Genomic DNA, 24,571 nt, shown 5'->3' with positions numbered 1-24,571 from the left:
TTCCGAGCCCGCATGCCTGCCGAGATCCGCACGGCCCGCGCGACCGACGTCGATGACCTCGCTGCCATCGAGAAGGCCGTTTTCGCGAGCGACCGCATTTCCCGCCGCTCGTTTCGCCTGTTGATCGAACGCGAGACCGCTGAAATGCTGGTCGCCGAGTACGATGGCCACATTGCCGGCTATGCCGTCGTGCTGTTTCGCAAGGGCAGTGGTGTCGCGCGCCTCTACTCCATCGCAACCGGCCCCTTTTTCGGTGGCCGAGGCATCGGCAGGCTGCTGTTGGAGCGGGCGGAGGAGGCGGCTTTCGAACATGGCCGCATGATGCTTCGCCTGGAAGTGCGCGAGGACAATGCCAGGGCGATCCGCATCTATGAGCAGAGTGGCTACCGCAAGATCGGCCGCGAGCCCGGTTACTATAGCGACGGCCAGACCGCGCTGCGCTACGAAAAGACTTTGCGCGGCGACATTCCGATCGCGACCAAAGTGCCATTCTACCAGCAGACCTGCGAATTCACCTGCGGCCCATGCTGCCTGATGATGGCCATGTCCAATTTCGATCGCGGCTTCGTGCCGGATCCGGTCATGGAGATCCGGTTGTGGCGCGAGGCGACGACGATTTTCATGATGTCGGGTCCTGGCGGATGCGAGCCATTCGGACTGGCCGTGGCCGGTCACGAAAGCGGGCTTTCGGCCGAGATATATGTGTCGTTCTACGGTGCGTTGTTTCTGCAGTCGGTGCGCAGCGAGGACAAGCGCCGGGTGATGGAACTGGCGCAGGTCGATTTTCGTCGCCGTGCGGAACAATACGGCATCCCGGTCAATTACCGTCCGTTCGTCATCGACGATATTCGCGCGGCGATCGCGGAAGGGAAACTCGTGCTGGTTCTCATCAGCGGCTTCATCATGTTCGGCAAGAAGGTGCCGCACTGGGTGCTCGCAATCGGCGATGACGGCGACCATATTCTGATCCACGATCCCTGGGTCGAGGACGAGAAACAGGAGACAATCCTTGATGCCGCCAACATTCCCGTGCCCTACGGCATCTTCATGAACATGGCCCAGTTCGGCCGCGACGGATTGCGCGCGGCCATCATTCTCGGAAAGCGCTGAAGACAATGACCTGGGTCATCCTGACAGGCCGGCAGAGCGATCTCGACCAGGTGGCGACACCGCACAAAATCATTACCAACCGCGACTACCTCGCGCATCCCTCGCTGTTTCGCGGCCAGCGGCCCAAGGTCATCAACCTGTCGAACAGCTACAGCTACCAGAGCCGCGGCTATTATGCCTCGCTACTGGCCAGCTCACGCGGCCACAAGGTCATCCCGACGGTCGAGACGATGATCGACCTGTCGGAGCGCAAGCTTTATGAACATGCGCTGCCGGAACTGGAACTGGCCCTCAACAAATGCCGCAAGGATCTTGGTGGCGCCTTTCCGCAAAAGGTCTGCATCTTCTTCGGCATCGGCCCGTCCAAGGTCTGGGACCGCTTCGCAAAACTTCTGTTCGACTGGTTCCGGGCACCGGCGCTGGAGGTCCATATCAAGGACAGCGCCGAATGGGCCTCGATCCGCAAGATCGGCTTCCATCCACTGGCGCGAATGACCGAGGAGGAGGAAGCGCACTTCATTCAGTGCCTGGAGACCTACACCAACCGCGAGTGGCGCGACACCAAGGGCCGCACGCCGGCGCGCTACACTTTTGCCACGCTGGTCGATCCGCATGAGGAACTGGCGCCGTCGCAGATTTCGTCGCTGCGCTACTGGGCCAAGATCGCCGAAAAGATGGGCGTCGAAATCGAACCCATCACCAAGAAGGATCTGGCCAAGCTCGCCAATTACGACGCGCTTTTCATCCGCGAGACCACCTCGATCTCCAACCATACCTACCGTTTTGCGCGCCGCGCCCAGCAGGAAGGCATGCCCGTCATCGATGATCCACTGTCGATGATCCGCTGCACGAACAAGGTCTATCTCAATGAACTGATGACCTACAACAAGGTGCCGGTGCCGCCGACGGTGATGATCGCCGGTACGTCGGATCTTGAACTGGCGGCACAGACGCTGGGTTTCCCGCTGGTGCTGAAGATACCGGATTCCTCGTTCTCGCGCGGTGTCAAGAAATGCGCCACCTTCGAGGAACTGAAGACGCTGGCGACCGAATGGCTGGAGGATTCAGATCTCCTGATCGCACAGAAATTCATTCCCACCGAATATGACTGGCGCGTCGGCGTGCTTGGCGGCCAGCCGCTGTTTGCCGTGCACTATCTGATGGCCAAGAAGCACTGGCAGATCGTCAACCACAAGGCCAATGGCAAGCCCGACCAGGGTGGCATCAAGACCTTCACGCTGAAGGAAACGCCGGCCCATGTCGTCGAGACGGCGGTGAAGGCGGCGCGCTGCATCGGCGACGGCCTCTACGGCGTCGACCTCAAGGAAACCAAGGATGGCGTCTTCGTCATCGAGGTCAACGACAACCCCAACCTCGATCACGGCTGGGAGGATTCCGGCGAGAAGGACGAAGTCTGGGTGCGGCTGACGCAATGGTTCCTGGAACGGCTGGATCGGCCGGGCCGGTAATGTGATCGAGGGAAAACGATGCTGTTCCTGGTGACCGAGGACTTTCGGGGCTGCGATCGCAAGGAGATTTATCGCCGCTTCCGAGACCGTGGCCGCCTGAAGCCGGATGAACTCCTCGTGCACCACAGCTGGATTGCTGCGGACATGAGCCGCTGCTTCCTTCTGGTGGAGGCCGATGACGTCACGCTCCTGCAGCGTTGGGTTATCGAATGGGCCGATCTGGTGGAGTTCGAGATCGTTCCCGTGGCCACGAGCAAGGACATGGTCGAGGCATTGAGCAGCCACCTCTGAGTGGCCGCAGGTCGTTGCCAGCCGTCGGGTCAGCGGAGCGCCGGCGACCGCACGGCACGCACGCATTCCGCGATCAGCCACTGGCGAAATGCCGCGACCACGTCACGCCTTGCGCTGCGCTCCGGGATCGTCAAGCAATAGGGCTGGCGTAACTCTAGCGATCGGGCAACCGGGCGGAACAGCTTGCCGTTTTCCAGCGCCTCGGCACAATAAATGCCCTGCGCCAGCGCGACGCCCAACCCCGAAATGGCAAGGTCCAGCGCTGCGCGCGATGAGTTGGCCGAGAGGCCGCGCTGCGCTGCCCGGCCGGGCTCGATGCCGGCCGCTTCGAACCAGTTACGCCAGGATGGAAAGGACGCGCCGGTTGGTCCCCAGTCGGTATGGATGAGCGGCAGGCTGGCGAGGCCTTCGGGCCGGATCGCGTCGGCAAGCCCGGGCGCGCAGACGGGATAGACGGCGTCGCGAACGATGTCGTCGGTCGGGTGCTCGCGATAGTGCGGGCCATAGGAGAGCCGGATGTCGATCAGCTCACGGTCGAACGGTACTGGGTCATCATCGCCTCTGAGCGATATGTCGACGCTGCCATGGCTTGTGGCAAAGCCGGCAAGACGCTGCGAAAGCCAACCCATGGCCATCGACGGCGGCACCGATACCACTAGGCGCGGACGGAATGCATCGCCGCCCAGTTCGCGCGCGACGCTGCCGATCTCCTGGAAGGCCATGGTCAGCCTGGGCAGCATCTCGACGCCGGCCTCGGTGAGGACAACGCGCCGGTTGACGCGGTGGAACAGCTTGCGGCCCATCTGCTCCTCGACGGTGCGGATGAGCTGGCTGACGGCGGCGGCCGAGACCGAAAGTTCGTCCGCTGCCGCGGCAAAGCTGCCTGTACGCGCCGCAGCCTCGAAGGCCTGAAGTCCTTTTAGCGATGGAAGTGCGACCATGGTCACCAGATAGATAAGTTTAGCTTATCTAAATCGCACAAATCGTCGTTTTCGAAAAGTTTTTTCATCGACTACAGTGGTTTCATCAAATCCCAAACCAGGGCCGAAGCTGATGGACCATCGCGACATAGTCGCGTCATTGACGCCGGAAGAGCGGGGTCGTCTGACCGCCAAGTCGGATGTCGCGGGTCTCGTTCAGCTTGGCGCGCATTGGGGGGCGATCGTGGTCATCGGATCGCTGATCGCCGCGAAAGTTCCGTTCTGGCCACTGCTGATGCTGCCGCAAGGCATCCTCATTGTATTCCTGTTCACGCTCTTGCATGAGACCGTGCACCGGACTGCTTTCGAGACGCAATGGCTGAACGATGCCGTGGCGCGGGTCAGCAGTCTGGCGCTCGCATTGCCGGCCGACTGGTTCCGCTACTTCCACTTCGCCCACCACCGTTTCACCCAGGATCCCGAGAATGATCCGGAACTGGCTTCTCCCAAGCCGGAGACGCTGCGGCGGTATCTTGTTCATGTCTCCGGCATTCCCGTGTGGTGGAGCCACCTCAAGACGCTCTACAGCAATGCCACGGGTAGTCCTCTGGACAGCTATGTGCCGCCGAAAGGCCGCCCCAAAGTGCGTGCCGAGGCGCGCGCCATGATTGCCTTTTACGTTGTCGTGCTGGCGCTGGCCCTCTGGTTCAAGGCGACGACACTGCTCTATGTCTGGATCATTCCCGCTCTGCTCGGCCAGCCATTTCTGCGCCTTTACCTGCTGGCCGAGCATGGCCGTTGTCCGTTCGTTGCCAACATGCTGGAAAACACCAGGACGACACTGACCAACTGGGTGGTGCGCAAGCTGGCCTGGAACATGCCTTTTCACGCCGAGCATCACGCCTATCCCGGCGTGCCGTTTCATCAATTGCCGGAGTTCCATGCGTTGATTGAACGGCATCTCAAGGTGGTCGAACCCGGCTATGTCAGCTTTCACGAAAAATATATCGGGACATTGCGTTGATATTGCGCAGTGGCACACCGGTCGCGCCTGCTTGAGGGCGCGACCGGTGTGTGGGCGCTAGACCTGTGCGATGCCGCCGTCGACGAACAGCTCGGCGCCAGTGACAAAGCTGGAATCGTCCGAAGCCAGGAACACTGCCGCCTTGCCGATCTCATCGGGATCGCCCAGCCGGCCCATCGGGACCTGGGTGGCAAGGAAGTCAAGCAAACCCTTCTGGTTTTGGGCTTCCGGTCCGGCTAGCTCGGCGAGACCCGTGGTGCGGGTCGGACCGGGGCTGAGGATGTTGACGCGGATCTGCCGCTCCTTCAGGTCGAGAATCCAGCTGCGGGCAAAGTTGCGCAGCGCCGCCTTGGACGCGCCGTAAACGCTGAACGCCGCCGCGCCGGTCGAGCCGGCTGTCGAGCCGGTGAGGATCACCGACGCGCCGTCGGTCAGCAATAAAAGCGCCTTCTGCACCGTGAACAGCACGGCCTTGACGTTGCGGTCGAATGTTTCGTCAAAATGCTGTTCGGTTATCTGGCCGAGCGGCAGCATCGAACCACCGCCGGCATTGACCGAGAGCACATCGATACGGCCGCTTTGCGCTTTCACCTGGGCATAGAGCCGGTCGAGATCGGCAGAACTGGTCGAATCCGCCTGGATGCCGGTGGCGTTCTTACCGATCGCCGAGACAGCCTTGTCGATTTCAGCTTGGCGCCGTCCGGTAATGTAGACATGCGCGCCTTCGGCGGCGAAGCGTTTGGCTATAGCAAGGCCGATACCGCTGCTGCCGCCGGTAATCACCGCGATCTTTCCTTCGAGTTTCCTTGTCATGGTCGTCACTCCTTTGTTGGGGTGAGGCAAAGATATGGACAAGCGTTTCTTTTCGAAATAGCAACGCTTGCAAACAATCGTTGCAGGTTTGTCGATGTCGAAAACCCCGGATTTCGAAGGTTTGGCCATGTTCGCGAAGGTTGCGGAGGAGCGGTCCTTTGCTGCCGCCGCACGTGTGATGGGCCTGTCGGTGGCCACTGTGTCGCGCGGTGTCACCCGGCTGGAGGAGCGGCTTGGCGCTCGGCTTTTCAATCGTACGTCGCGGCGTCTGGCACTTACCGATTTCGGTCATCGGCTCGCAGAGCGCGCGTCCCGTCTCTATCGTGACGCGGAAGATGCCGAGAGTGCCGCTCGTGAATTGTCGGCCAGTCCGCGCGGACTTGTCCGCCTGGCCGTGCCGATGGCATTTGGGTTGCGATGGGTGGCGCCGCTGCTTCCAGATTTCTTCAAGCAATATCCGGACGTGTCGATCGACCTGCATCTGAGCGACGCGGTCGTCGATCTGATCGGCGAGGGGTTCGACGCCGCACTGCGGATTGCCGTGTTGCCCGATTCGTCACTTGTTGCCCGGCGTCTTTGCGGCATAGCCCCGTTCATTGTTGCAGCACCGTCCTACCTTGCCCGGCATGGTCGTCCGATGAAACCGCGCGATCTCGACGCGCATCACTGCCTGGGTTACGCCTACCGCCCTCGGCAGGATGTCTGGCATTTCAGCAATGCCGCCGGTGACGAAGAAGCCGTCACGCCCATCGGACCGCTCAGGGTCACCAATGTAGACGCGCTGGTTCCGACCGTGCTGGCGGGAACGGCCATTGCCGAACTGCCGGAATTCATTGCCGGTGAATACCTGGCCGATGGCCGCATGGAAGCGATCCTCACTGACTGGACGTTGCCGAGAGGGGCGCTCTATTTCGTCACGCCGTCGGCCCGCTCGCGCCCGGCCAAGGTCGAAGCCGTTGCCGGTTTCATGGCTGCGCGTCTGTCAAAACCAAGCTGGCAACCGATCCCCGAATGAAGGGCGAGGAAGGGTTGCAGCAGTTCGGCCATTCGCTCTCGAACGGTGGCCGTTCACCTGATTTGGCGGCGCGGAGTGGCTGATCCCAGCAGGCGCTGCATGGTCGCTGCATTCGACGGTGCGCCGATCAGATAGCCTTGCGCCTCGACGCAACCTTCCTGGCGCAGGAAGTCAAGCTGCGCGTCTGTCTCCACACCTTCCGCCGTGACCGTGATGCCAAGCTGAGCGCCGAGCCCGATGATCGTGCGCACGATCGCGGCGGTGTCACGTTTGTCGATATCGCGGATGAAGGAACGGTCGATCTTGATCTTGTCGACAGGAAACCGGCGCAGATAGCCGAGCGACGAATAGCCGGTGCCAAAATCATCCAAGGCGATGCGGACGCCGAGATCGCGCAACTGCCGGAGCGCTTTGAGCACCATATCGCTCTCGTCCATCAGCACGGTCTCGGTGATTTCGAGTTCGAGCCGGTCAGCCGCCACTCCGGAATAGGCCAGGGCCGAGATGACGCTTCGTGCGAAGGCGCCGCTCCTGATCTGCATGGCCGAAACGTTGACGGCGATGCGCAGTCCGGACGGCCATCTGGCTGCGGTGGTGCAGGCCTTTCTCAACGCCCATTCGCCAAGCGGCACGACCAGCCCGGTTTCTTCCGCGACCCTGATGAAGTCGTCCGGCTGAACGAGGCCTCGCGTCGGCGAGTGCCATCGCATCAAGGCTTCGGCTCCGACGACTTCGCCGGAGGCGATATTCATGATCGGCTGAAAGTCCAGCTCGAACTCACGATGCGGCAGTGCTGCCTCAAGGTCTGCTTCAAGCGCACGGCGCGCCAGCACCATCGCGTCCATGTCCGGCTCGAAGAAGCGGTAGAGGTTGTGTCCCTCGCTCTTCGCTCGATAGAGCGCCGTATCGGCATTTTTCAGCAGCGTTTCGGCGTCCTTGCCGTCTTCAGGGAAACGCGCGATGCCAAGGCTGATGCCGACATGCATGTCGCGGCTGTTGTCGTGAAACGGCTTTCCGATGGCCTCGACGATGCGCCTGGCGAGCCTCTCGGCGTCGTCCTGGCCCTTGGGGTCGAACTGGATGATGACGAACTCGTCGCCGCCGAAACGGGCGACGATATCGGTTTTATCGCGCAGGCAGTTCTGCAAACGCTCGGCCACGCATTTCAGCAGCCAGTCGCCTGCTGGATGCCCCCAGGTGTCGTTGATGGCCTTGAAACGGTCGAGGTCGAGCGAGAACACCGCAAGACGCGTGTCCTTGGTGTCGCTCAAAGCCTGGTCGAGCCGTTCGCGGAACATGGAACGGTTGGGCAGGTTGGTCAGCGTGTCATGATGAGCCAGATGTGTCATGCGCTCTTCGACACGCCGGCGCTCGGTGACGTCGTCGAAAGTGGCAACCCAGCCGCCCCCGCTCATCGGCCGGCGCGAGATCATCACTGTCCTCCCGTCGGCAAGATGGCGATGTGTCGCCCGTGTTTGCCCGGCACGCAGGCAGACATCCGTCTTGGAAACCTCGTCCTCGATGTCGATGCCGGCATAAATGCCCTTGCTCACCAACAGGTGAAGCAACTCGCGATGCGTCAGGCCAAATGGGAAGTCGGCCTCATCCAGCCCATAGAGCTCCAGAAAACGCTGGTTTCGCACGATCAGCCTGCCGCCCGCATCATACATCAGCAAACCTTGCGACATGTTGGCGAGCGCCGCGTCGAAGCGGCGATGTTGTTCCTTTAGATTCTGTTCGGCATGCCGCTGTTCGGTGATGTCCTCGTAGATCGACACCCAGCCGCCCGAGGCGAGCGGCCGGTGGGAAATATTGATGATGCGCCCGTCGGAAAGGATCTCCTCGTAGGTCGAGGGCTTCGCCTGGTCGATATAGGGCTTGCGGATGGCGTAGAGCTCTTTGGCGCTCTGCGAGGCGACACCGATGTCGACGCTATGCTGGAGGATGTCGAAAAACAGGATGCCCGGCTGTATGACTTCGGCATCGAGGCAGAATATGCGGATGTAATTGCCGTTGCAGATGATCATGCGCTCGTCGGCATCGAACATGCACAGGCCATGCGACATGTTCTCGACGGCCGCCGAAAAACGCTCGTTTTGTTCGCGTAGCTCGTCTTCTATTCGTCGGATCGGGCTAACGCCTTCGGCCTCCCGTTCCGGGGTGGGCGAACCAGCCTTGAAATCAGCGACGGGCATCGGCGCGCCTGCAGACCGTGATCCAACGCGGTACTGTCATCCCCGCCGGTTAATTTACCGTTTTCAGTCGCTTGGATGCGCTGGAACAACCACCCGACGCTGGCTTTCGATCGCTGCAAAGCGCTTCAGGAACGCATTTTGCGCCCAGGTGACCGAGCGAGGCGTGAAGTCGAAGCGATCGGCATTGAAGCCACGCGGCCGGCCAAAGAACTCAGTTGCCTCGGCGGTCGAGAAGCCGGCGAGCAGCGTTGCCTCGAAATAGGCGGCGATCTGGTCGGCGCGCTTGATCTTTTTTCGTAGACCTGGGCCGAGCTCTGGCGACAGCGAGAAGCGCAGATGGATGGCGTGCTGCAATCGGAACTCGCAATCCTTGTAGCTGCCGCCCATCACCGATTTGAACGGCGAGATCATGTCGCCGATGACATATTCCGGCGCGTCGTGGAGGAGGGCCGCCAGTCGCGCATCGGCCGATGCCTCCGGTTGGATGTGAGAAAAGAGGGACTCAACCAGCAGCGAATGCTGGGCCACCGAAAAGGCATGTTCGCCACTGGTCTGGCCGTTCCAGCGGGCAACGCGGGCGAGCCCGTGGGCGATGTCGGAAATCTCCACATCGAGCGGTGACGGATCGAGCAGGTCAAGCCGCCTGCCGGACAGCATACGTTGCCAGGCGCGCGCTGGCGCACCGGCGCGATCGGCCGCCATCAGGCCCCCTCCGCGCCGACGGTTTCCTGCGGGAAGCCAAATTTCGCCCAAGCGGGAATGGCCAGCGAAACGGGAATATCGCCCGCCAGGATTTCCTGGCCGGCGTCGAGTGCGGCCTTGACCCGGTCGATACGGGCAATGGCAAGGCCCGTCGTTCCCGTCGTCGAGCCAAGAATGCCGAGCGGCCGCCCGTCCGCGGTCAGCTCCGTGCCCGGGGCGGGCAGGGGATGTTCGGCAGCGACGATCAGCACGCGTCGCCGGGCGGTGCCGCGATGCTGCATGCGCGAGACAACCTCCTGACCGACATAGCAGCCTTTCTTGAAGCCGACCCCACCGATCTCATCGAGCAGGACATCATGTGGGAAGGCATCGCCGAGCTGATAGTCGGCGCCGCTTTCGGCAATGCCATTGGCAATGCGAAAGGCGTGCCAGAGAGCCGGATCGCCGACATTGGCGGGCTCACCGTAGGTGCGTGTGACGGTTGCGTCTCTGAAGCGCTTGTCAGAAACCGAATTTGAATCAGCGTGTGAAGACCTTGAATCATCTCCCCACGCAACGGCGACAACAGCCTGATCTGTCTTGGCAATATCGACCTTGGCACGCAGTTTGTAGAGCATGAGCCGGCGCACGAAATCATCAGCGATGTCAGCACGGCATTCCAGCCGAAAGGCATTTTCAACGGCACGCGAGATCAGGAAATCAAACAGGACCTTGCCTTGCGGCGTGAGCAGGGCACCCGGCTTTGCCTCACCGATATGAAGCGCGTCGAGGTCGGTGGTCAGGATGTTCTGCAGGAAATGCTCGGCATCCGGACCTGATACGGAAATGAGGGCTCGGTCTGTCAGCATGGCAAAGGGCATGGGTGGAAATGAACCTGATCTTGCAAAAGTGCTGGCCTTTACGTAAGCCGCTGACACTCCCCCCGCAAGAGACTGGATCAGCATGGCCATGACCTACGACCTCATCCTGACAGGTGGCACGGTGGTCAACCATGACGGCCAGGGCACGCGCGACATCGGCGTCATCAAAGGGCGCATTGCCGCTATCGGTGATCTCAGCCAGGCATCTGCCGGCGAGACGATCGACTGTCGAGGGCTGCACGTCCTGCCTGGCGTCGTCGACAGCCAGGTGCATTTCCGCGAGCCGGGGCTGGAGCACAAGGAAGATCTGGAAACAGGTTCGCGCGCGGCCGTGCTCGGCGGCGTCACGGCTGTCTTCGAGATGCCGAACACCAATCCGCTCACCACCAGCGAAGCAGCGCTCGCCGATAAGGTGCGGCGCGCCACTGGCCGCATGCACTGCGACTTCGCTTTCTGGGTTGGCGGCACGCGTGAGAATGCGAGGGACGTCGGCGAGTTGGAACGCCTGCCAGGTGCGGCAGGCATCAAGGTGTTCATGGGCTCGTCGACCGGCGACCTGCTGGTCGAGGACGATGAGGGCGTTGCTTCGATCCTCAGAAACACGCGCCGCCGCGCCGCTTTCCATTCGGAGGACGAGTTCCGGCTGCGCGAGCGGCTTGGCGAGCGGGTCGAAGGCGATGCGTCATCGCACCCCGTATGGCGCGACGAGATCGCAGCACTCCGCTGCACCGAGCGGCTGGTCCGCATCGCGCGCGCGACCCGTGCCCGTATTCATGTGCTCCACATCTCGACTGCCGAGGAAATACTCTTCCTTGAGCAGCACAAGGATGTCGCGACCTGCGAGGCGACGCCGCATCACCTGACACTGAGCGCCGACGACTATGCGCGTCTGGGCACATTGATCCAGATGAACCCGCCGGTGCGCGCCATCAGTCATCGCGACGGCGTCTGGCATGGCATTTCGCAAGGCATCGTCGATGTGCTGGGCTCCGACCATGCTCCCCACACCCTGGCCGAGAAGGCAAAACCCTATCCGGCCTCACCGTCGGGCATGACCGGCGTGCAGACGCTGGTGCCTATCATGCTCGATCATGTGAATGCAGGGCGGCTGACGCTGGAGCGTTTCGTCGATCTTTCCAGCCATGGCCCGCAGCGCATCTTCGGCATGGCCAGGAAAGGCCGCGTCGCCGCCGGCTATGATGCCGATTTCACCATCGTCGACCTCAAGCGCCGCGAAACCATCACCAACGCCCAGGCCGGCTCGAAGGCAGGATGGACACCTTACGACGGCAAGCAAGTGACCGGCTGGCCGGTCGGCACCATGGTGCGCGGCCGGCGTGTGATGTGGGAGGGCGAAATCGTCACCGCGGGACAGGGCAAGGCGGTGGAGTTTTCCGAGGCATTGCCTGTCGCGTGACCGCGACCGGCTCAAGGCCTCTCGGGCCTCGGTGGCACGATAGATTTTCTCTCAGCCGTTGGTACGCGGGTCTTGTTTGAGAGCCGAGGCCTCAATCTCCCGCGACGAAGAACGTCCACTGCCCCGCCGGCGTAATGCCGACACGGTAGAAGATATAGGCGCCGAACTGCTTCATGTCGTCATAGTCGCCGGAGGTGACGATCTTGAACAGTTCGACACGCTGCTTGGGGTCGAGCTTGTCGAGCGGCAACGCAAAGAAGTATGGCCAGACATAAAGCTCCTGCGGCGTGCCGGCATCGAGATGGACAAAGCCGGCGTCGAGAACCTCTTCCAGTATGGCCAGGATCTCCTGGCCGTCCGCGTCACCTGAAAGACCTTTCAGGAAATTGACCGGGTCGCCGTCAATGTCGGTCAGCGACAGTTGCGTGATGGAATCGCCCGTGCCGATCAGCGGCCGAAGTTTTTCGATGTCGCCGCTTTTGCAGGCCTCGACGATGAGGCCATGCATGCGCCTGACGGGCTCGGGAAGCTTGTTGAGATCGTAGATAACCTCGGGCAGCGGCGCGTTGGGATCGATGCGCGGCGAGGCCTCGCCATCTTTCTTCGGCCCTGCCGGCTCGGCCTCATCAGGCGATTTGGGTTGGCTGGCCGATGGAGGTGTGCCGACAGGGTCCGGCATCGGCACGGCACTGCCGGGCGGCGACATGTCATCGTCGGCGGATGGAATGATCGGCGAGGGAAGTTCCTCGCGTTTGATCTCGCTCAGCGCAAAGGCGGGCTTGCTTGCAAGAAACAACATCGCGGGAGTGGCAACGCAAAAAGCGGCGAGCCAGATGCTGAGGACCAAGCCGCTTGGCTTGCCTGACATCGAAAAATTCACTGCCCGCGTCTCCATGGCTCCGGGCATGATGCCCAAACGGTGCTTCGTCGTCAAAGAACCCGTGGGTTCAGTGCCGCCACCGTTCAGGTTCGAAGGCCCCGGCGATCACCTTTTCACGCATGCGATCAAGGAGGGCAAGGGCCGACGTCTCGCCATTGGCGCGCAACATTTCACCGAATGCGGTTTCGAGCGCCGCTTCGGCGATGATCTCTGGCTCGATTCCAGCCGAAAGTCCTTCCGCCCAGGCTTCGCTGTGGCTTTCCACGGCGGTCAGGCGTTTCTCTTCCCTGACCAGCGCGTCGATGTCGTTGACGCCATGTTCCATCTGCGATGTCCACCCTTTCAAGCGGCGATCCGCCAGTCGCGAATCTGACTTGAGTTGTCTCTCTAACGGGACGGCCTATCTAAGCCTTTGTAAATACGTCATTTCTTTGATCGCCTTCTAGAAAACTCAAAGCGCTCCGCAAAATGACGTTCGATCCAAGGCAAACTTAGCCGATTAGATCGGCCAACGGGACGGAAACCTTCAGTTTGAGTTAATTTCACATCCGCAGGGTAACGTTTCGTTAACGTAGTTGCAGAAGTGCAACACTAGAATGCACGCCACGTAGCGAGACACAAGGAGGGAGTGCCTGTATCCAAAAGGAATTGGGCAGCCGGCTGTCAGTTGCCGTAGCGCGAAGCGATATCGCGCGACAGGGTTTCGCCTTCCTTCATGTAGCGGCTGATGGCTTCCGTGGCCGAGGCCGTGCATTGTGTATAGGTGCCGCCGAAGGAGCGGTAGCCGCGGTTGAAGCTGGCGATGAAGCGGGCGCGCCGCTCCGGGTCCGGATTCTCCGAATCGAGCAGCTTTTCCATCTCGCCTCGCCATTGGTCGCCTTTTTCGCCGCACAGATTGCGCAGGAAATGCAGCGAGCCAAGAACCTCCGCCAGGCGCATCAGGCCGGGCTCGAACGGTGCCTCGGCAGTCAAGGCCGGCCTTGCCGTGACAGCGAGGCTGACGGCAAGACATGCAGCGAAGAGCAGCGGCGCGCGGATCATAAGCCTTTGTGACCAAACAATTTGTCGCCTGCAAGGCGATTTTCGGGGCCGAGCAGTTCGTCGGCGACGTCAAAGACCGAGCCAGTGAGCGGCAGCCCCGACATTTCCGCCAGCGTGTAGAAAGCCGCCGTCTCCGCATCGTCGCTGGCCACGGCCTCGCCGCCGGCATAGGTGGCGCCGAACACCGTCAGCCGGTAGTCGACCGGATGATCATCGCTCCTGCCGTCGATATGGATTTCCCGAAGCGGGCGGTAATTTTCAGCTTGCAGCCGGGTTTCCTCCAGCAGTTCGCGCCTTGCAGCCTGCTCCAACGTCTCACCCGCCTCGACCTTGCCGCCGGGAAAGGCATAGAGCCCCTGTGATGGCTGCCGCGCCCGCTTGACCAGCAACACGGTGTCGTCGCGCACGACGGCGACCGAGACTGCCGGAAGTGTCTTTCGCGCCCCGTCCATGTTATCCCCAATCGCCTCGATTGAATGCGGCCCCTTGTGGACCGCGTGCTGGAAAGCAGCTTTAGCGGTTGCGCAACGCCGGTTCCATCGCCACGTTCGCACCTCAACAAGTTGCGGGTACCAGCTTCATGTGCGGACGTTTTGCCTTGACCGCCACGCCGGACCAGACGGCAGACTTTCTGGGTATGACGGGACTCGACGAATTTCCGGCGCGCTACAACATCGCGCCGACCCAGCCAATCCTGATGGCGCTCGCCGGCGCCCCGCAAGCCCCGGGTTCGAACCTGCCGAATCGCCAGTCGATGCTGGTGCGCTGGGGGCTGATCCCAACCTGGGTCAAGGATACCAGGGAATTTCCGCTGCTGATCAACGCGCGTTCGGAAGGTGCAGTGGAAAAGGCCTCGTTCCGCGCCGCCATGCGTCATCGCCGCGCGCTGGTGCCGGCTTCCGGATTCTATGAATGGCAACAGGCTGGTGGCAAGAAGGGGCAGCCCTATTGGATCCGGCCCAAGGACGGCGGGCTCGTCGCCTTCGCCGGGCTGATCGAAACCTATGCTGAACCCGGCGGCTCGGAAATGGACACGGGCGCTATCCTGACTGTCAGCGCCAATGCCGGCATCGCCCATATCCACGACCGCATGCCGGTCGTGATCCATCCACAGGATTTCGAGCGCTGGCTGGACTGCCGGACGCTGGAGCCACGCGACGTGGCCGACCTGCTGCAACCGGCGCAACCCGATTTTTTCGAGGCGATTCCGGTTTCCGACCTTGTCAACAAGGTCGCCAACACCGGTCCGGAGATCCAGGAAAGGGGTGTCGTCGGGCCGATGGTCGAGAAGGCCAAGCGCCAGAAACCCGGCGCGGACGACAGTCAGATGACTCTATTTTGAAGCGTGATTCGAGGGCGTGGGGTACGTCTTCCCGAAAGATCATGCTTGGACAACATGGCGCATATCGGCGCCCTTGATGCCGGCTTAAGGCGCCGGCCCCGCAACATCATCAGGCAGTGCGCGGAGATACGATCTTCTGCGCTGGCTTTTTCTTCTTCGCGGTGTGCAGAAGAGCGGCGACGATCGCGGCCGGGCCGATTGCCCTATAATGGTTGGTGAGCGCCGGTTGCTTGGCGCGGTTGGGGTCTTGCTTGGTTCGAGGCATCGTTCTCTTCCCTGGTAACATTTTCGTGTCTACATCTGGTGGCCGATTCCGACCAAATCGTGACGCCTTGTCGTCTATTCGGCGAATGTTTCATGACTGTGCCGACATGTTTAATAAAATGTTTCAGCGCAAGTTAACTCGTGAGCCAACGACATTTTTGCCGAAAGTAGCGACTTGACGGCAACACCGGCCAAGGCGATAAAGCCGCCCATGAAAACGTCTTTCGCCATTTGTGGCATTTGCATTATTGGCTAGCCTCGCGCTGGTCCGGACGTTTTCGCCTCATCTCCTTCCAGATTGGACAAACGCACCGGCCAGCAGGCTGGAGTACGCTTTGCGTTTCCGCGCAAACTGACCCGGCACCACCAAAACTGAGTAACCGGAAGGCATGAATGTCCGACGCATCGAATGGCTTGCGCCTCTACAACACACTGACGCGGTCGAAGCAGGATTTCGCTCCGATCGATGCTGATAACGTGCGCATGTATGTCTGCGGCCCGACGGTCTACGACTTTGCCCATATCGGCAATGCAAGGCCGGTGATCGTCTTCGATGTGCTGTTCCGTTTGCTGCGCCATGTGTACGGCGAGACGCATGTCACGTATGTGCGCAACATCACAGATGTAGACGACAAGATTAACGCGCGCGCGCTGCGCGATTTCGGCAGCGAGATTGCGTCAGGAAAACTGTCGCTGAACGAGGCGATCCGGCGGGTCACCGAAAAGACCGCGGATCAGTTCCACAAGGATGTAGCGACGCTCGGTTGCCTTGAGCCGACGGTCGAGCCACGCGCCACAGAGTTCGTCGAGCCTCGCGCCGATGGCAAGGCCGACATGATCACCTTGATTCAAAGCCTGATCGAACGCGGCCATGCCTATGTTGCGGCGGGCGAAGTCCTGTTCGACACCGCGTCGATGCCGGACTACGGCCAGCTGTCGAAGCGCAATCTGGATGAGCAGCAGGCAGGCGCTCGCGTTGCTGTCGACGCACACAAGAAGGCGCCTGGCGATTTCGTGCTGTGGAAGCTGTCGTCGCCGGAGGAACCGGGCTGGAATTCGCCCTGGGGCAGGGGCCGGCCAGGCTGGCACATCGAATGCTCGGCGATGTCGGCCGCCTATCTCGGCGAGGTCTTCGACATCCATGGCGGCGGTCTTGACCTGATCTTTCCGCACCATGAGAACGAGATCGCCCAGTCGCGCTGCGCCCATGGCACCGACGTGATGGCCAACATCTGGATGCACAACGGTTTCCTGCAGGTCGAGGGGCAGAAAATGTCCAAGAGCCTGGGCAATTTCTACTCGATCAACGAGTTGCTGGAGACGGAGACTTTCGGTGGCCGCAAATGGCCGGGCGACGTTCTGCGGCTGGCGATGCTGATGACGCATTACCGCGAGCCGATCGACTTTTCGGTGCGCAAACTGGAAGAGGCGGAGAATACGTTGCGCAAATGGAAGCGGGCGGCGGATCTGGCGCCGGCAGCGGCAACACTGCTGCCCGTGGAGGTGGTGGAAGCCCTGTCGGACGACCTCGCCACCTACGCTGCGTTCCAGTTGCTGACGCAACTGGCCGGCGAGGCTGCCGATGGCAACGATGCCGCCGCTTCGCTGAAGGCGGCCCTTCTGTTCCTCGGTTTCGATGTTGCATCGGCGGCCGTCGATGAAGATGCTGTCGCCATGGCGATCGCCCAGCGCCTTGCCCTTATCGCCGCGAAGGACTGGGCCGGGGCTGATCGCATCCGCGATGAACTGCTGGCACAAGGTGTACAACTGAAGGATGGCAAGGATCCCGCCACCGGCGAACGCATCACCACCTGGGAGGTAAAAAGATGATCGACCATCTCGGCATTACCGTTTCCGATTTCGACGCGTCGAAGGCGTTCTACGACAGGGCGATGGCGCCGCTTGGAGCCTCGCTCCTCTACATGGTGCCGCAGGAATACACCGGCGGCGCCAAGGTTGGCGGTTATGGCCGCGACCGGCCGGTGTTCTGGCTGCATGGCGGCAAGGACAAGCCGAAGGACCACCAGCACGTTGCCTTCACCGCCCGCAGCCGCGCCGAGGTCGACGCCTTCCACACGGCGGCCCTCGCTGCCGGCGGCAAGGACAATGGTGGGCCGGGCCTGCGCCCGCACTATCATGCGAACTACTATGGCGCTTTTGTCTTCGATCCCGACGGCAACAATGTCGAGGCCGTCTGCCATGCGCCGGAGTAACCAGCGATGAGCCTCGATAACCGGCCGATCTACACGGGCGGCTGCCAATGCGGCGCGGTGCGCTTTCGCGTCGAAGGCGCGCTCGGCGATGCCTCCATCTGCCATTGCCGTATGTGCCAGAAGGCATTCGGCGCTTTCTACGCGCCGCTTGTCTCGGTACGCGGGACGATGTTCGACTGGACGCGCGGCGAGCCGAAATACTTCCAGTCGTCCAACCACGGCAGACGCGGTTTTTGCGCCAATTGCGGCACGCCGCTCAGCTACACCGCCCCCGATGGCATGGCACTCGCCATCGGCGCCTTCGACGATCCGCAGGGGATAGCGCCGTTGATCCAGTGGGGAACCGAGGCAAAACTGCCCTATGTCGACACCATTCCGAACTTGCCCGGCAAGGACACTATGGACGACGCCGAGGCCGTCGCCTTCCTGGCTGGTCTCGTCTCCTACCAGCACCCCGACCACGACACCGAACAATGGCCGCCAGAGGAAAGATCATGACAGAACCTGTTCGAACCGGTGGCTGCCAGTGCGGCGCCGTGCGTTTTCGCATCCATGGGGCGCTTGGGCGCCCGTCGATCTGCCACTGCCGCATGTGCCAGAAACAGTTCGGTTCGTTCTTCGGCGCATTGGTGACGGTGCCCAAGGACGGCGTCGAATGGACCCATGAAGAGCCAAGTTATTTCAAGTCGTCGGTCAACATTGATCGCGGCTTCTGCGCCCGCTGCGGCACGCCGCTGACTTACCGGCAGCCCGGCGGGTTGGAGATCGCCATCGGCGCCTTCGACGACCGCTCGGATCTCGCGCCGCAAATCCAGGTCAATTATGCTGTCCGGCTGCCATGGGTGGAAAAGATCTTCGACGCGCCCGTGCATCAGGATCCTGACTACTACTCCCGGCAGGAATCGATCATTTCCTTCCAGCATCCCGACCACGAAACGGCGGACTGGCCGACCAAAGGTTTGCAGCTATGAGCAGTCAATTGCGTACCCTCTATCCGGAGATCGAAGCGTTCGATTCCGGCATGCTCGATGTCGGCGATGGCCACCAGGTCTACTGGGAGCGCTCCGGCACCAAAGGTGCCAAGCCGGCGGTGTTCCTGCATGGTGGTCCAGGCGGCACCATCTCGCCAAAGCATCGGCGGCTGTTCGACCCGAAACTCTACGATGTCATCCTGTTCGATCAGCGTGGCTGCGGAAAATCGACGCCCAATGCTTCGATCGAGGCCAACACCACCTGGCATCTGGTCGCGGACATCGAGCGTCTGCGCGAAATGGCCGGCTTCGACAAATGGCTGGTGTTTGGTGGTTCCTGGGGCTCGACGCTGGCGCTGGCCTATGCCGAGACGCACCCTGAGCGCGTCAGCGAATTGGTCGTGCGCGGCATCTACACGCTGACGCGGGCGGAACTCGAATGGTACTATCAGTTCGGCGTGTCGGAAATGTTCCCGGACAAGTGGGAGCGGTTCCTGGCGCCGATTCCGGAAGCCGAGCGCGGCGACATGATGGCCGCCTATCGGAAACGTCTCGTCGGGCCAGACCGCAAGGCGCAGATCGAGGCGGCCCGGGCCTGGAGCCTGTGGGAAGGCGAGACGATCACGCTGCTGCCGGAGCCCGAAACCAGTGGTCCGTTCGGCCAGGACGACTATGCCGTCGCCTTCGCCCGCATCGAGAACCACTATTTCGTCCATGCCGGCTGGCTGGAAGAAGGCCAGTTGCTGCGCGATGCGCACAAGCTCAAGGATATTCCCGGCACCATCGTCCACGGCCGCTACGATATGCCGTGTCCGGCACGCTACGCCTGGGCGCTGCACAAGGCCTGGCCGAAGGCGGATTTCCATCTGATCGAGGGCGCCGGCCATGCCTATTCCGAACCGGGCATCCTCGACCGGCTGATCCGGGCGACGGATCGGTTTGCGGGGAAATGACGATGCCGGTTTGTGCTCTACGGCGCCCCCCTCTGTCCTGCCGGACATCTCCCCCACCAGGGGGGGGATCGGCAGTTTCGGCCTTGCGGCGTCTCCTGCAACGCCGGAGATCGGCGAAAGCACTGGGGACGGCCAATCTCCCCCCAAGTGGGGGAGATGTCCGGCAGGGCAGAGGGGGGCGTGAAGGATCGCGGCCTATCGAGCTACTGCTATGACAAAGCAACGCCTCTATCTCTTCGACACCACACTTCGCGATGGCCAGCAGACGCCGGGTATCGACTTTTCCGTCGAGGACAAGATCGCCATCGCAAAGCTGCTCGACGAATTCGGCCTCGATTATATCGAGGGCGGCTATCCCGGCGCCAACCCGACCGACACCGCATTCTTTGCCAAGAACCGCACCGCGCGCGCGAAATTTGTTGCCTTCGGCATGACCAAGCGGGCAGGGGTGTCTGCGTCCAACGATCCCGGCCTAGCGGCACTCATCCAATCGCAGTCGGACGCCATCTGTTTTGTTGCCAAGAGCTGGGACTATCATGTTCGCGTCGCACTTGGCTGTACCAACGAGGAGAACCTCGACGCGATCAAGGCATCGGTCGAAGCGGCGCTTGCCGCCGGCAAGGAAGCGATGGTCGACTGCGAGCATTTCTTCGACGGCTTCAAGGCCAATCCCGCCTATGCGCTGGCCTGCGCCAGGGCGGCCTATGATGCCGGTGCCCGCTGGGTGGTGCTGTGCGACACCAATGGCGGCACGCAGCCATCGGAAGTCCGCGCCATCGTCGAGGCGGTCATAGCTTCGGGCATACCGGGCAACAATCTCGGCATCCATGCTCATGACGACACTGGCCAGGCGGTCGCCAATTCACTCGCTGCCGTCGAGGCCGGCGTGCGCCAGATCCAGGGCACGCTGAACGGCATCGGCGAGCGCTGCGGCAATGCCAACCTGGTCACGTTGATCCCGACACTGGCATTGAAGCCAGCCTTTTCCGATCGCTTCGAAACCGGCATTTCAACCGAGGCCCTGACTGGCGTATCCCGTCTTTCCCGCGCCTTCGATGAGCTGCTGAACCGCGCACCGGAAGCGCAGGCGCCCTATGTCGGCGCTTCCGCCTTCGCCACCAAGGCCGGCATCCACGCCTCGGCGCTGGCCAAGGAGCCGGCAACCTATGAGCACGTGCCGCCCGAAGCCGTCGGCAACCGCCGACGCGTGATGGTCTCTGACCAGGGCGGCAAGGCCAACTTCCTCGCCGAGCTGAAGCGGCGCGGCATCGATGTGCCCAGGGACGATCATCGGCTCGATGCGCTGATTGCCGTGGTCAAGGAACGCGAGGCGGAAGGCTATGCCTATGAGGGTGCGGACGCCAGCTTCGAACTCCTGGCGCGCAAGATGCTGCACGGCCTGCCAGAGTTCTTCCACGTTACTTCGTTCCGCTGCATGATCGAACGTCGCTTCGACGCCAATGGCCAGCTGAAGACCGTGTCGGAGGCGGTGGTCAAGGTGCTGGTCGAGGGTGAGGAGAAGATGTCGGTGGCGGAGGGGCACGGCCCGGTCAATGCGCTCGACATCGCGCTGCGCAAGGATCTCGGCAAATTCCAGAACGAGATCGCCGACCTCGAACTCGCTGACTTCAAGGTGCGTATCCTCAATGGCGGCACGGAGGCCATTACTCGCGTGCTGATCGAATCGCACGACGGCACTGGTGCACGCTGGTGGACGGTGGGCGTTTCCGAAAACATCATCGACGCCTCCTTCCAGGCGCTTATGGACTCCATCGTCTACAAGCTGATGAAGAACCGCGACATGGCCGGGCTGGTCGCGGCGGAGTAGCCTTGAACCATCAGCGGAAGTCCATTGATCCATCAGAATTTTGCGATGGTCTTGCCGAGGTGGCTGGGCCATAGCGTTGGCCCATGGCCACTGATGCAATGATGCTGGACGCAGATTCGAAGGCGCGGCGCGGCTTTCTGCTGGCACTGGGCGCCTATTTGCTTTGGGGTCTCTTGCCTTTCTACATGAAAGCGGTCGCTCACCTCCCGCTTGCCGAGGTTATAGCCCATCGCATCGTCTGGTCCGTCCCGATCGCCGCGGCGGTTCTGATCTGGGCCGGCCGCACGGCGGATTTCAAGGCGGCGCTGCGTTCACCCCGTACCATTTCGATGGCGGCGCTGACGGCGGCGTTGATATCGATCAACTGGGGCATCTATGTCTGGGCGATCTCTGTCGATCGCACTGTCGAGACGGCGCTCGGCTATTACATCAACCCGCTGGTCAGTGTCGTCGTTGGCGCGCTGGTGCTTGGTGAGCGGCTCGGCCGGCTGCAGATCGCGGCCGTGGTGCTGGCGGCGATAGCGGTCGCGGTGCTCACGGTCGAGGCAGGCAAGCTGCCCTGGGTATCCCTGGCGCTGGCATTTTCCTTCGCCGCCTACGGCTTCTTCCGCAAGACGCTGCCGATCGGCCCCAGCCAGGGTTTCCTGCTCGAGGTAATGCTGCTGTCCATTCCGGCACTCACCTATATTATCTTCCTGATTGCCACCGGACAGGACCATTTTGTCTCCAGCACATCCACCGATACGGCTCTGCTGATCGGCTGTGGTCCGGTCACCTCGGTGCCGCTCCTGTTGTTTGCGTTCGGCGCCAAGCTCTTGCGCCTGTCCACCATCGGCATCATGCAGTATATCGCGCCGACCATGGTGTTCGTGATCGCCGTGCTGATTTTCGACGAACCATTCGGCGGCATCGATGCCGTCGCCTTTGGGCTTATCTGGGTCGCGCTGGCGATCTATTCCTGGTCGATGTTCCGTGGCCGCGAGATCCGGCCGGCCAGGCCCGAGATACGATAGGATTTCCAGATGTACGTGCTGCACATCGCCAACAAGAACTATTCTTCATGGTCGTTGCGGCCATGGGTGCTGATGCGCGTGCTCGACATTCCGTTCGAGGAGCGGCTGACGCCATTTCCGACAGGATCGAGCTGGGAACTCTACCGTCCATTCTCGCCTAGCGGCCGGGTGCCGTGCCTGGTCGACGACGGCTGGGCGGTATGGGATTCGCTCGCCATCGCCGAATATCTGGCCGAGCATCATCACGGCGTCTGGCCGGTTGAAGCCAAGGCCCGTGCCTGGGCGCGCTCGGCCGCGGCCGAAATGCATTCGAGCTTCACCGCCTTGCGAAATGACTGCTCGATGAGTTGCGGCGTGCGCGTGCAACCATTGCCGATGTCCGACGCGCTGAAGCAGGATCTCTTCCGCCTCGCCGATCTCTGGAACGATGGCCTTGCGCGCTTCGGCGGTCCGTTCCTGGCCGGCAATGCCTTCACCGCCGTTGATGCCTTCTTTGCCCCGGTGGCGTTTCGGGCTCAGTCCTATGGGCTGTCTTTCGAGGGCGCCGCGGCTGGCTATCCCGAGCGGTTGCTTGACCTGCCCGCGATGCGCGAATGGTATGCCGCCGCGCTTGCCGAGACGTGGCGCGAGCCCGGCCATGAGGCCGAAGTCCGCGCCGCCGGCACCATCATCGAGGATCTTCGTGCTCCGACGTAAAGGCTGCTACGCCCCCCGGCCAAGCCGCCTCACAAACATATAGGTCGCTGCCGCGATAATCACCGATATCGCGGTCACCACCCAAAAACCCACTGGCGTGTCGACCAGAGGAAGCCCGCCGACATTCATGCCGAACAGGCCCGAGATGATGGTCATCGGCAGCAGCACCGCCGTCATGACGGAGAGAACATACAGCAACTGGTTCGATTGCATGGTCAGCTTGGCCATCAACTCGTCCTGCAGCAATCTTGTGCGCGCCTGCAACTGCTCGCCATCATTATAGAGGGTCAGCGCCCGGTGCGAGAGCCTGGCCGCCATATCATTGATCGTATCGGGTAGCTCGTCGCGATGCGAATGGTCGAGATGGCGAAACAGGTTGGTCAGCGTCGCCATCTGCCGGTGGATCACCACCAGTTGCCGGCGCGCCTCGACCAGCGCTTGCCGCTCATTGTGCCATGCATCGCGCACGACACGGTCCTCGATACCGTCGAGCGTGTCGCCGAGCTTGCCGAGCTCGGTCGCCATGCCGTCAAGCGACTCGCCCATCACGGCCTCGATCAGTTCGGCCGGCGAGCGGAATTTCCGCGATCCGTTCTCCACCGCCTTGCGGACCGCGTCGACCGACTCCAGCGGCTGCTTGCGGGCGCCAATCAGCATCGTGTCGTTGAAGGCGAAGCGGAAATGGACGAGCCCGCGCGCTTCCGAAAAATCGTGCCTGAGGTCCGGCAGATCGCCAAAGAGCCAGTTGTCCTCGTAGTCGATGTGGCAGCCATGGCTGGGCGCGAGGAAAGCGTCGCGCGCCGCCGCCGGCAAAGCCTTCTCCGCGCCGATTTCCTGGCGGGCGTGCAGATCCGTGATCTGGTAGCTCCGCCACGTCCAGCGCGCGGCGGCGGCATCCTTGGTTCGCGCGCCCTCGGCGGTGAAATGATAGATGAAAAACAGCCCGTGCTCGTCGGGCATGTAAGGCGTCAGATCGGAGCCTTCGGGGGTGAGGGCTATGTTCATGGTCGCTTCGCCAGATGCAGGTCACAACGTCAGCCGCATGGCGGCTCGACGGCAAACATCTAGCACGGACAAACCCGGCTTCGTGTGACGGTTTGTTGACACTTGCAGGCCGGCGGCCCATTCGCCGCCGGCCTGGCTTTGCTTGAGATGCCTCGTGGCATCAGCGCTTCGGCCCAAATCCCGGGTAGGGATTGAGCGGCACGACAGCGGCAATATCCATCATGCCGGCCTTGACCAGCGGCAAGGTGGCGAGATGGCTGCGCACATCGGCATCACTGCTGGCCTCGAACATCATGCCGCTGCCGGGAATGTCGCCACGATTCCACACCTGGCGCACGGCGCCTTCGGCATAGAGCGTGCGGCGCTGCTCGGCTTCACTGGGCAACAGCGGAGCGAAATCAGCATCGGTGAACTTTTGGGTGTTGCGGGTGAGAAGGGCAAAGAATTGCATGGCGATCTCCTTGGTTGTGATGACCAACCATTGCTTTGACGGACAAGACTGTCCAAGACTGATTAGGCTAAAGTTGAGACCTGCAAGGGCTTGATAGG

Annotated in this window: 27 protein-coding genes; 15 read left to right on the top strand and 12 right to left on the bottom strand. The window is 61.8% G+C overall.

Annotation, left to right across the window (positions count from 1 at the left end; genetic code table 11):
• Window positions 1–12: 12 nt before the first annotated feature.
• Genes ABVQ20_RS11775 through ABVQ20_RS11765 form a run of 3 tightly spaced genes read left to right on the top strand, consistent with a single transcriptional unit; the run spans window position 13 to window position 2,870 of the window.
• The gene (locus ABVQ20_RS11775) at window positions 13–1,110 is read left to right on the top strand and encodes a peptidase C39 family protein (protein WP_354459665.1); all 1,098 of its coding nucleotides are present in this window, start codon (window positions 13–15) and stop codon (window positions 1,108–1,110) included.
• A 5-nt stretch (window positions 1,111–1,115) separates the two neighbouring features.
• A complete protein-coding gene (locus ABVQ20_RS11770) occupies window positions 1,116–2,579 on the top strand; it encodes a RimK family ATP-grasp domain-containing protein (protein ID WP_227348296.1) in 1,464 nt (487 codons plus the stop codon).
• Window positions 2,580–2,597: 18 nt separating this feature from the next.
• Window positions 2,598–2,870, top strand: coding sequence for a DUF3303 domain-containing protein (locus ABVQ20_RS11765; protein WP_354459663.1), 273 nt, complete (start codon window positions 2,598–2,600; stop codon window positions 2,868–2,870).
• 29 nt (window positions 2,871–2,899) lie between these two features.
• Here the strand turns inward: ABVQ20_RS11765 and ABVQ20_RS11760 are convergent, their stop codons facing one another.
• Entirely contained in the window at window positions 2,900–3,811 is a 912-nt protein-coding gene (locus ABVQ20_RS11760; RefSeq protein ID WP_354459662.1) for a LysR substrate-binding domain-containing protein, read from the bottom strand.
• A gap of 112 nt (window positions 3,812–3,923) precedes the next feature.
• Between ABVQ20_RS11760 and ABVQ20_RS11755 the strand changes: the two genes are divergently transcribed.
• Window positions 3,924–4,814: a fatty acid desaturase family protein gene (locus ABVQ20_RS11755; RefSeq protein ID WP_354459661.1), complete on the top strand. Its 891-nt coding sequence runs from the start codon at window positions 3,924–3,926 to the stop codon at window positions 4,812–4,814.
• A 57-nt stretch (window positions 4,815–4,871) separates the two neighbouring features.
• Here the strand turns inward: ABVQ20_RS11755 and ABVQ20_RS11750 are convergent, their stop codons facing one another.
• Window positions 4,872–5,627 (bottom strand): SDR family NAD(P)-dependent oxidoreductase, encoded by a 756-nt coding sequence (locus tag ABVQ20_RS11750; protein ID WP_354459660.1) that lies wholly within the window; start codon window positions 5,625–5,627, stop codon window positions 4,872–4,874.
• A gap of 94 nt (window positions 5,628–5,721) precedes the next feature.
• Between ABVQ20_RS11750 and ABVQ20_RS11745 the strand changes: the two genes are divergently transcribed.
• Window positions 5,722–6,642: a LysR family transcriptional regulator gene (locus ABVQ20_RS11745; RefSeq protein ID WP_354459658.1), complete on the top strand. Its 921-nt coding sequence runs from the start codon at window positions 5,722–5,724 to the stop codon at window positions 6,640–6,642.
• Window positions 6,643–6,695: 53 nt separating this feature from the next.
• On the opposite strand, the gene ABVQ20_RS11740 is transcribed toward ABVQ20_RS11745, so the two are convergent.
• The 3 genes from ABVQ20_RS11740 to ygfZ form a co-directional block, all read right to left on the bottom strand.
• Window positions 6,696–8,837: a putative bifunctional diguanylate cyclase/phosphodiesterase gene (locus ABVQ20_RS11740; protein WP_354459657.1), complete on the bottom strand. Its 2,142-nt coding sequence runs from the start codon at window positions 8,835–8,837 to the stop codon at window positions 6,696–6,698.
• 63 nt (window positions 8,838–8,900) lie between these two features.
• Window positions 8,901–9,539 (bottom strand): HD domain-containing protein, encoded by a 639-nt coding sequence (locus ABVQ20_RS11735; protein ID WP_354459656.1) that lies wholly within the window; start codon window positions 9,537–9,539, stop codon window positions 8,901–8,903.
• On the bottom strand, window positions 9,539–10,399 hold the full coding sequence (gene ygfZ / locus ABVQ20_RS11730) for a CAF17-like 4Fe-4S cluster assembly/insertion protein YgfZ (RefSeq protein ID WP_354459655.1): 861 nt from the start codon (window positions 10,397–10,399) through the stop codon (window positions 9,539–9,541). The genes ABVQ20_RS11735 and ygfZ overlap by 1 nt, the downstream gene beginning before the upstream one ends.
• A gap of 82 nt (window positions 10,400–10,481) precedes the next feature.
• Between ygfZ and ABVQ20_RS11725 the strand changes: the two genes are divergently transcribed.
• A complete protein-coding gene (locus ABVQ20_RS11725; protein WP_354459654.1) occupies window positions 10,482–11,816 on the top strand; it encodes a dihydroorotase in 1,335 nt (444 codons plus the stop codon).
• A 91-nt stretch (window positions 11,817–11,907) separates the two neighbouring features.
• On the opposite strand, the gene ABVQ20_RS11720 is transcribed toward ABVQ20_RS11725, so the two are convergent.
• From ABVQ20_RS11720 to ABVQ20_RS11705, 4 genes are all read right to left on the bottom strand, one after another.
• On the bottom strand, window positions 11,908–12,696 hold the full coding sequence (locus tag ABVQ20_RS11720; RefSeq protein ID WP_354459653.1) for a hypothetical protein: 789 nt from the start codon (window positions 12,694–12,696) through the stop codon (window positions 11,908–11,910).
• Window positions 12,697–12,763: 67 nt separating this feature from the next.
• A complete protein-coding gene (locus ABVQ20_RS11715; RefSeq protein ID WP_227349533.1) occupies window positions 12,764–13,021 on the bottom strand; it encodes a hypothetical protein in 258 nt (85 codons plus the stop codon).
• Window positions 13,022–13,359: 338 nt separating this feature from the next.
• Window positions 13,360–13,737, bottom strand: coding sequence for a TIGR02301 family protein (locus tag ABVQ20_RS11710; RefSeq protein ID WP_227348289.1), 378 nt, complete (start codon window positions 13,735–13,737; stop codon window positions 13,360–13,362).
• Window positions 13,734–14,189: an NUDIX hydrolase gene (locus tag ABVQ20_RS11705; protein WP_354459652.1), complete on the bottom strand. Its 456-nt coding sequence runs from the start codon at window positions 14,187–14,189 to the stop codon at window positions 13,734–13,736. Before ABVQ20_RS11705 ends, ABVQ20_RS11710 begins: the two co-directional genes overlap by 4 nt.
• 128 nt (window positions 14,190–14,317) lie before the next feature.
• Here ABVQ20_RS11705 and ABVQ20_RS11700 point away from each other — a divergent pair, with 128 nt between their 5' ends.
• Complete coding sequence (locus ABVQ20_RS11700) at window positions 14,318–15,079, top strand: SOS response-associated peptidase (protein ID WP_354459651.1); 762 nt, start codon at window positions 14,318–14,320, stop codon at window positions 15,077–15,079.
• 109 nt (window positions 15,080–15,188) lie between these two features.
• Here the strand turns inward: ABVQ20_RS11700 and ABVQ20_RS11695 are convergent, their stop codons facing one another.
• A complete protein-coding gene (locus ABVQ20_RS11695; RefSeq protein ID WP_354459650.1) occupies window positions 15,189–15,344 on the bottom strand; it encodes a hypothetical protein in 156 nt (51 codons plus the stop codon).
• A gap of 392 nt (window positions 15,345–15,736) precedes the next feature.
• On the opposite strand from ABVQ20_RS11695, the gene cysS reads away from it, so the two are divergent.
• From cysS to ABVQ20_RS11655, 8 genes are all read left to right on the top strand, one after another.
• Complete coding sequence (cysS, locus tag ABVQ20_RS11690) at window positions 15,737–17,173, top strand: cysteine--tRNA ligase (protein ID WP_354459649.1); 1,437 nt, start codon at window positions 15,737–15,739, stop codon at window positions 17,171–17,173.
• A complete protein-coding gene (locus ABVQ20_RS11685; protein WP_354459648.1) occupies window positions 17,170–17,556 on the top strand; it encodes a VOC family protein in 387 nt (128 codons plus the stop codon). The genes cysS and ABVQ20_RS11685 overlap by 4 nt, the downstream gene beginning before the upstream one ends.
• Before the next feature lie 6 nt (window positions 17,557–17,562).
• Window positions 17,563–18,054 (top strand): GFA family protein, encoded by a 492-nt coding sequence (locus tag ABVQ20_RS11680; protein WP_354459647.1) that lies wholly within the window; start codon window positions 17,563–17,565, stop codon window positions 18,052–18,054.
• Complete coding sequence (locus ABVQ20_RS11675) at window positions 18,051–18,527, top strand: GFA family protein (RefSeq protein WP_354459646.1); 477 nt, start codon at window positions 18,051–18,053, stop codon at window positions 18,525–18,527. Before ABVQ20_RS11680 ends, ABVQ20_RS11675 begins: the two co-directional genes overlap by 4 nt.
• On the top strand, window positions 18,524–19,480 hold the full coding sequence (gene pip, locus ABVQ20_RS11670) for a prolyl aminopeptidase (protein WP_354459645.1): 957 nt from the start codon (window positions 18,524–18,526) through the stop codon (window positions 19,478–19,480). The genes ABVQ20_RS11675 and pip overlap by 4 nt, the downstream gene beginning before the upstream one ends.
• Before the next feature lie 211 nt (window positions 19,481–19,691).
• Window positions 19,692–21,308, top strand: a complete 1,617-nt coding sequence (gene cimA / locus ABVQ20_RS11665) for a citramalate synthase (protein ID WP_354459644.1) — start codon at window positions 19,692–19,694, stop codon at window positions 21,306–21,308.
• 83 nt (window positions 21,309–21,391) lie between these two features.
• Complete coding sequence (gene rarD / locus ABVQ20_RS11660) at window positions 21,392–22,321, top strand: EamA family transporter RarD (protein ID WP_354459643.1); 930 nt, start codon at window positions 21,392–21,394, stop codon at window positions 22,319–22,321.
• 9 nt (window positions 22,322–22,330) lie between these two features.
• Window positions 22,331–23,017, top strand: a complete 687-nt coding sequence (locus ABVQ20_RS11655) for a glutathione S-transferase family protein (protein ID WP_354459642.1) — start codon at window positions 22,331–22,333, stop codon at window positions 23,015–23,017.
• Between the two features lie 6 nt (window positions 23,018–23,023).
• On the opposite strand, the gene ABVQ20_RS11650 is transcribed toward ABVQ20_RS11655, so the two are convergent.
• Entirely contained in the window at window positions 23,024–24,022 is a 999-nt protein-coding gene (locus tag ABVQ20_RS11650; RefSeq protein WP_354459641.1) for a transporter, read from the bottom strand.
• 160 nt (window positions 24,023–24,182) lie between these two features.
• Window positions 24,183–24,473 (bottom strand): muconolactone Delta-isomerase family protein, encoded by a 291-nt coding sequence (locus ABVQ20_RS11645; RefSeq protein WP_354459640.1) that lies wholly within the window; start codon window positions 24,471–24,473, stop codon window positions 24,183–24,185.
• Window positions 24,474–24,571 lie beyond the last annotated feature (98 nt).

Source organism: Mesorhizobium shangrilense, from assembly GCF_040537815.1.
GTDB lineage: Bacteria > Pseudomonadota > Alphaproteobacteria > Rhizobiales > Rhizobiaceae > Mesorhizobium > Mesorhizobium shangrilense.
This window is presented reverse-complemented; position numbering and strand designations above follow the sequence as displayed.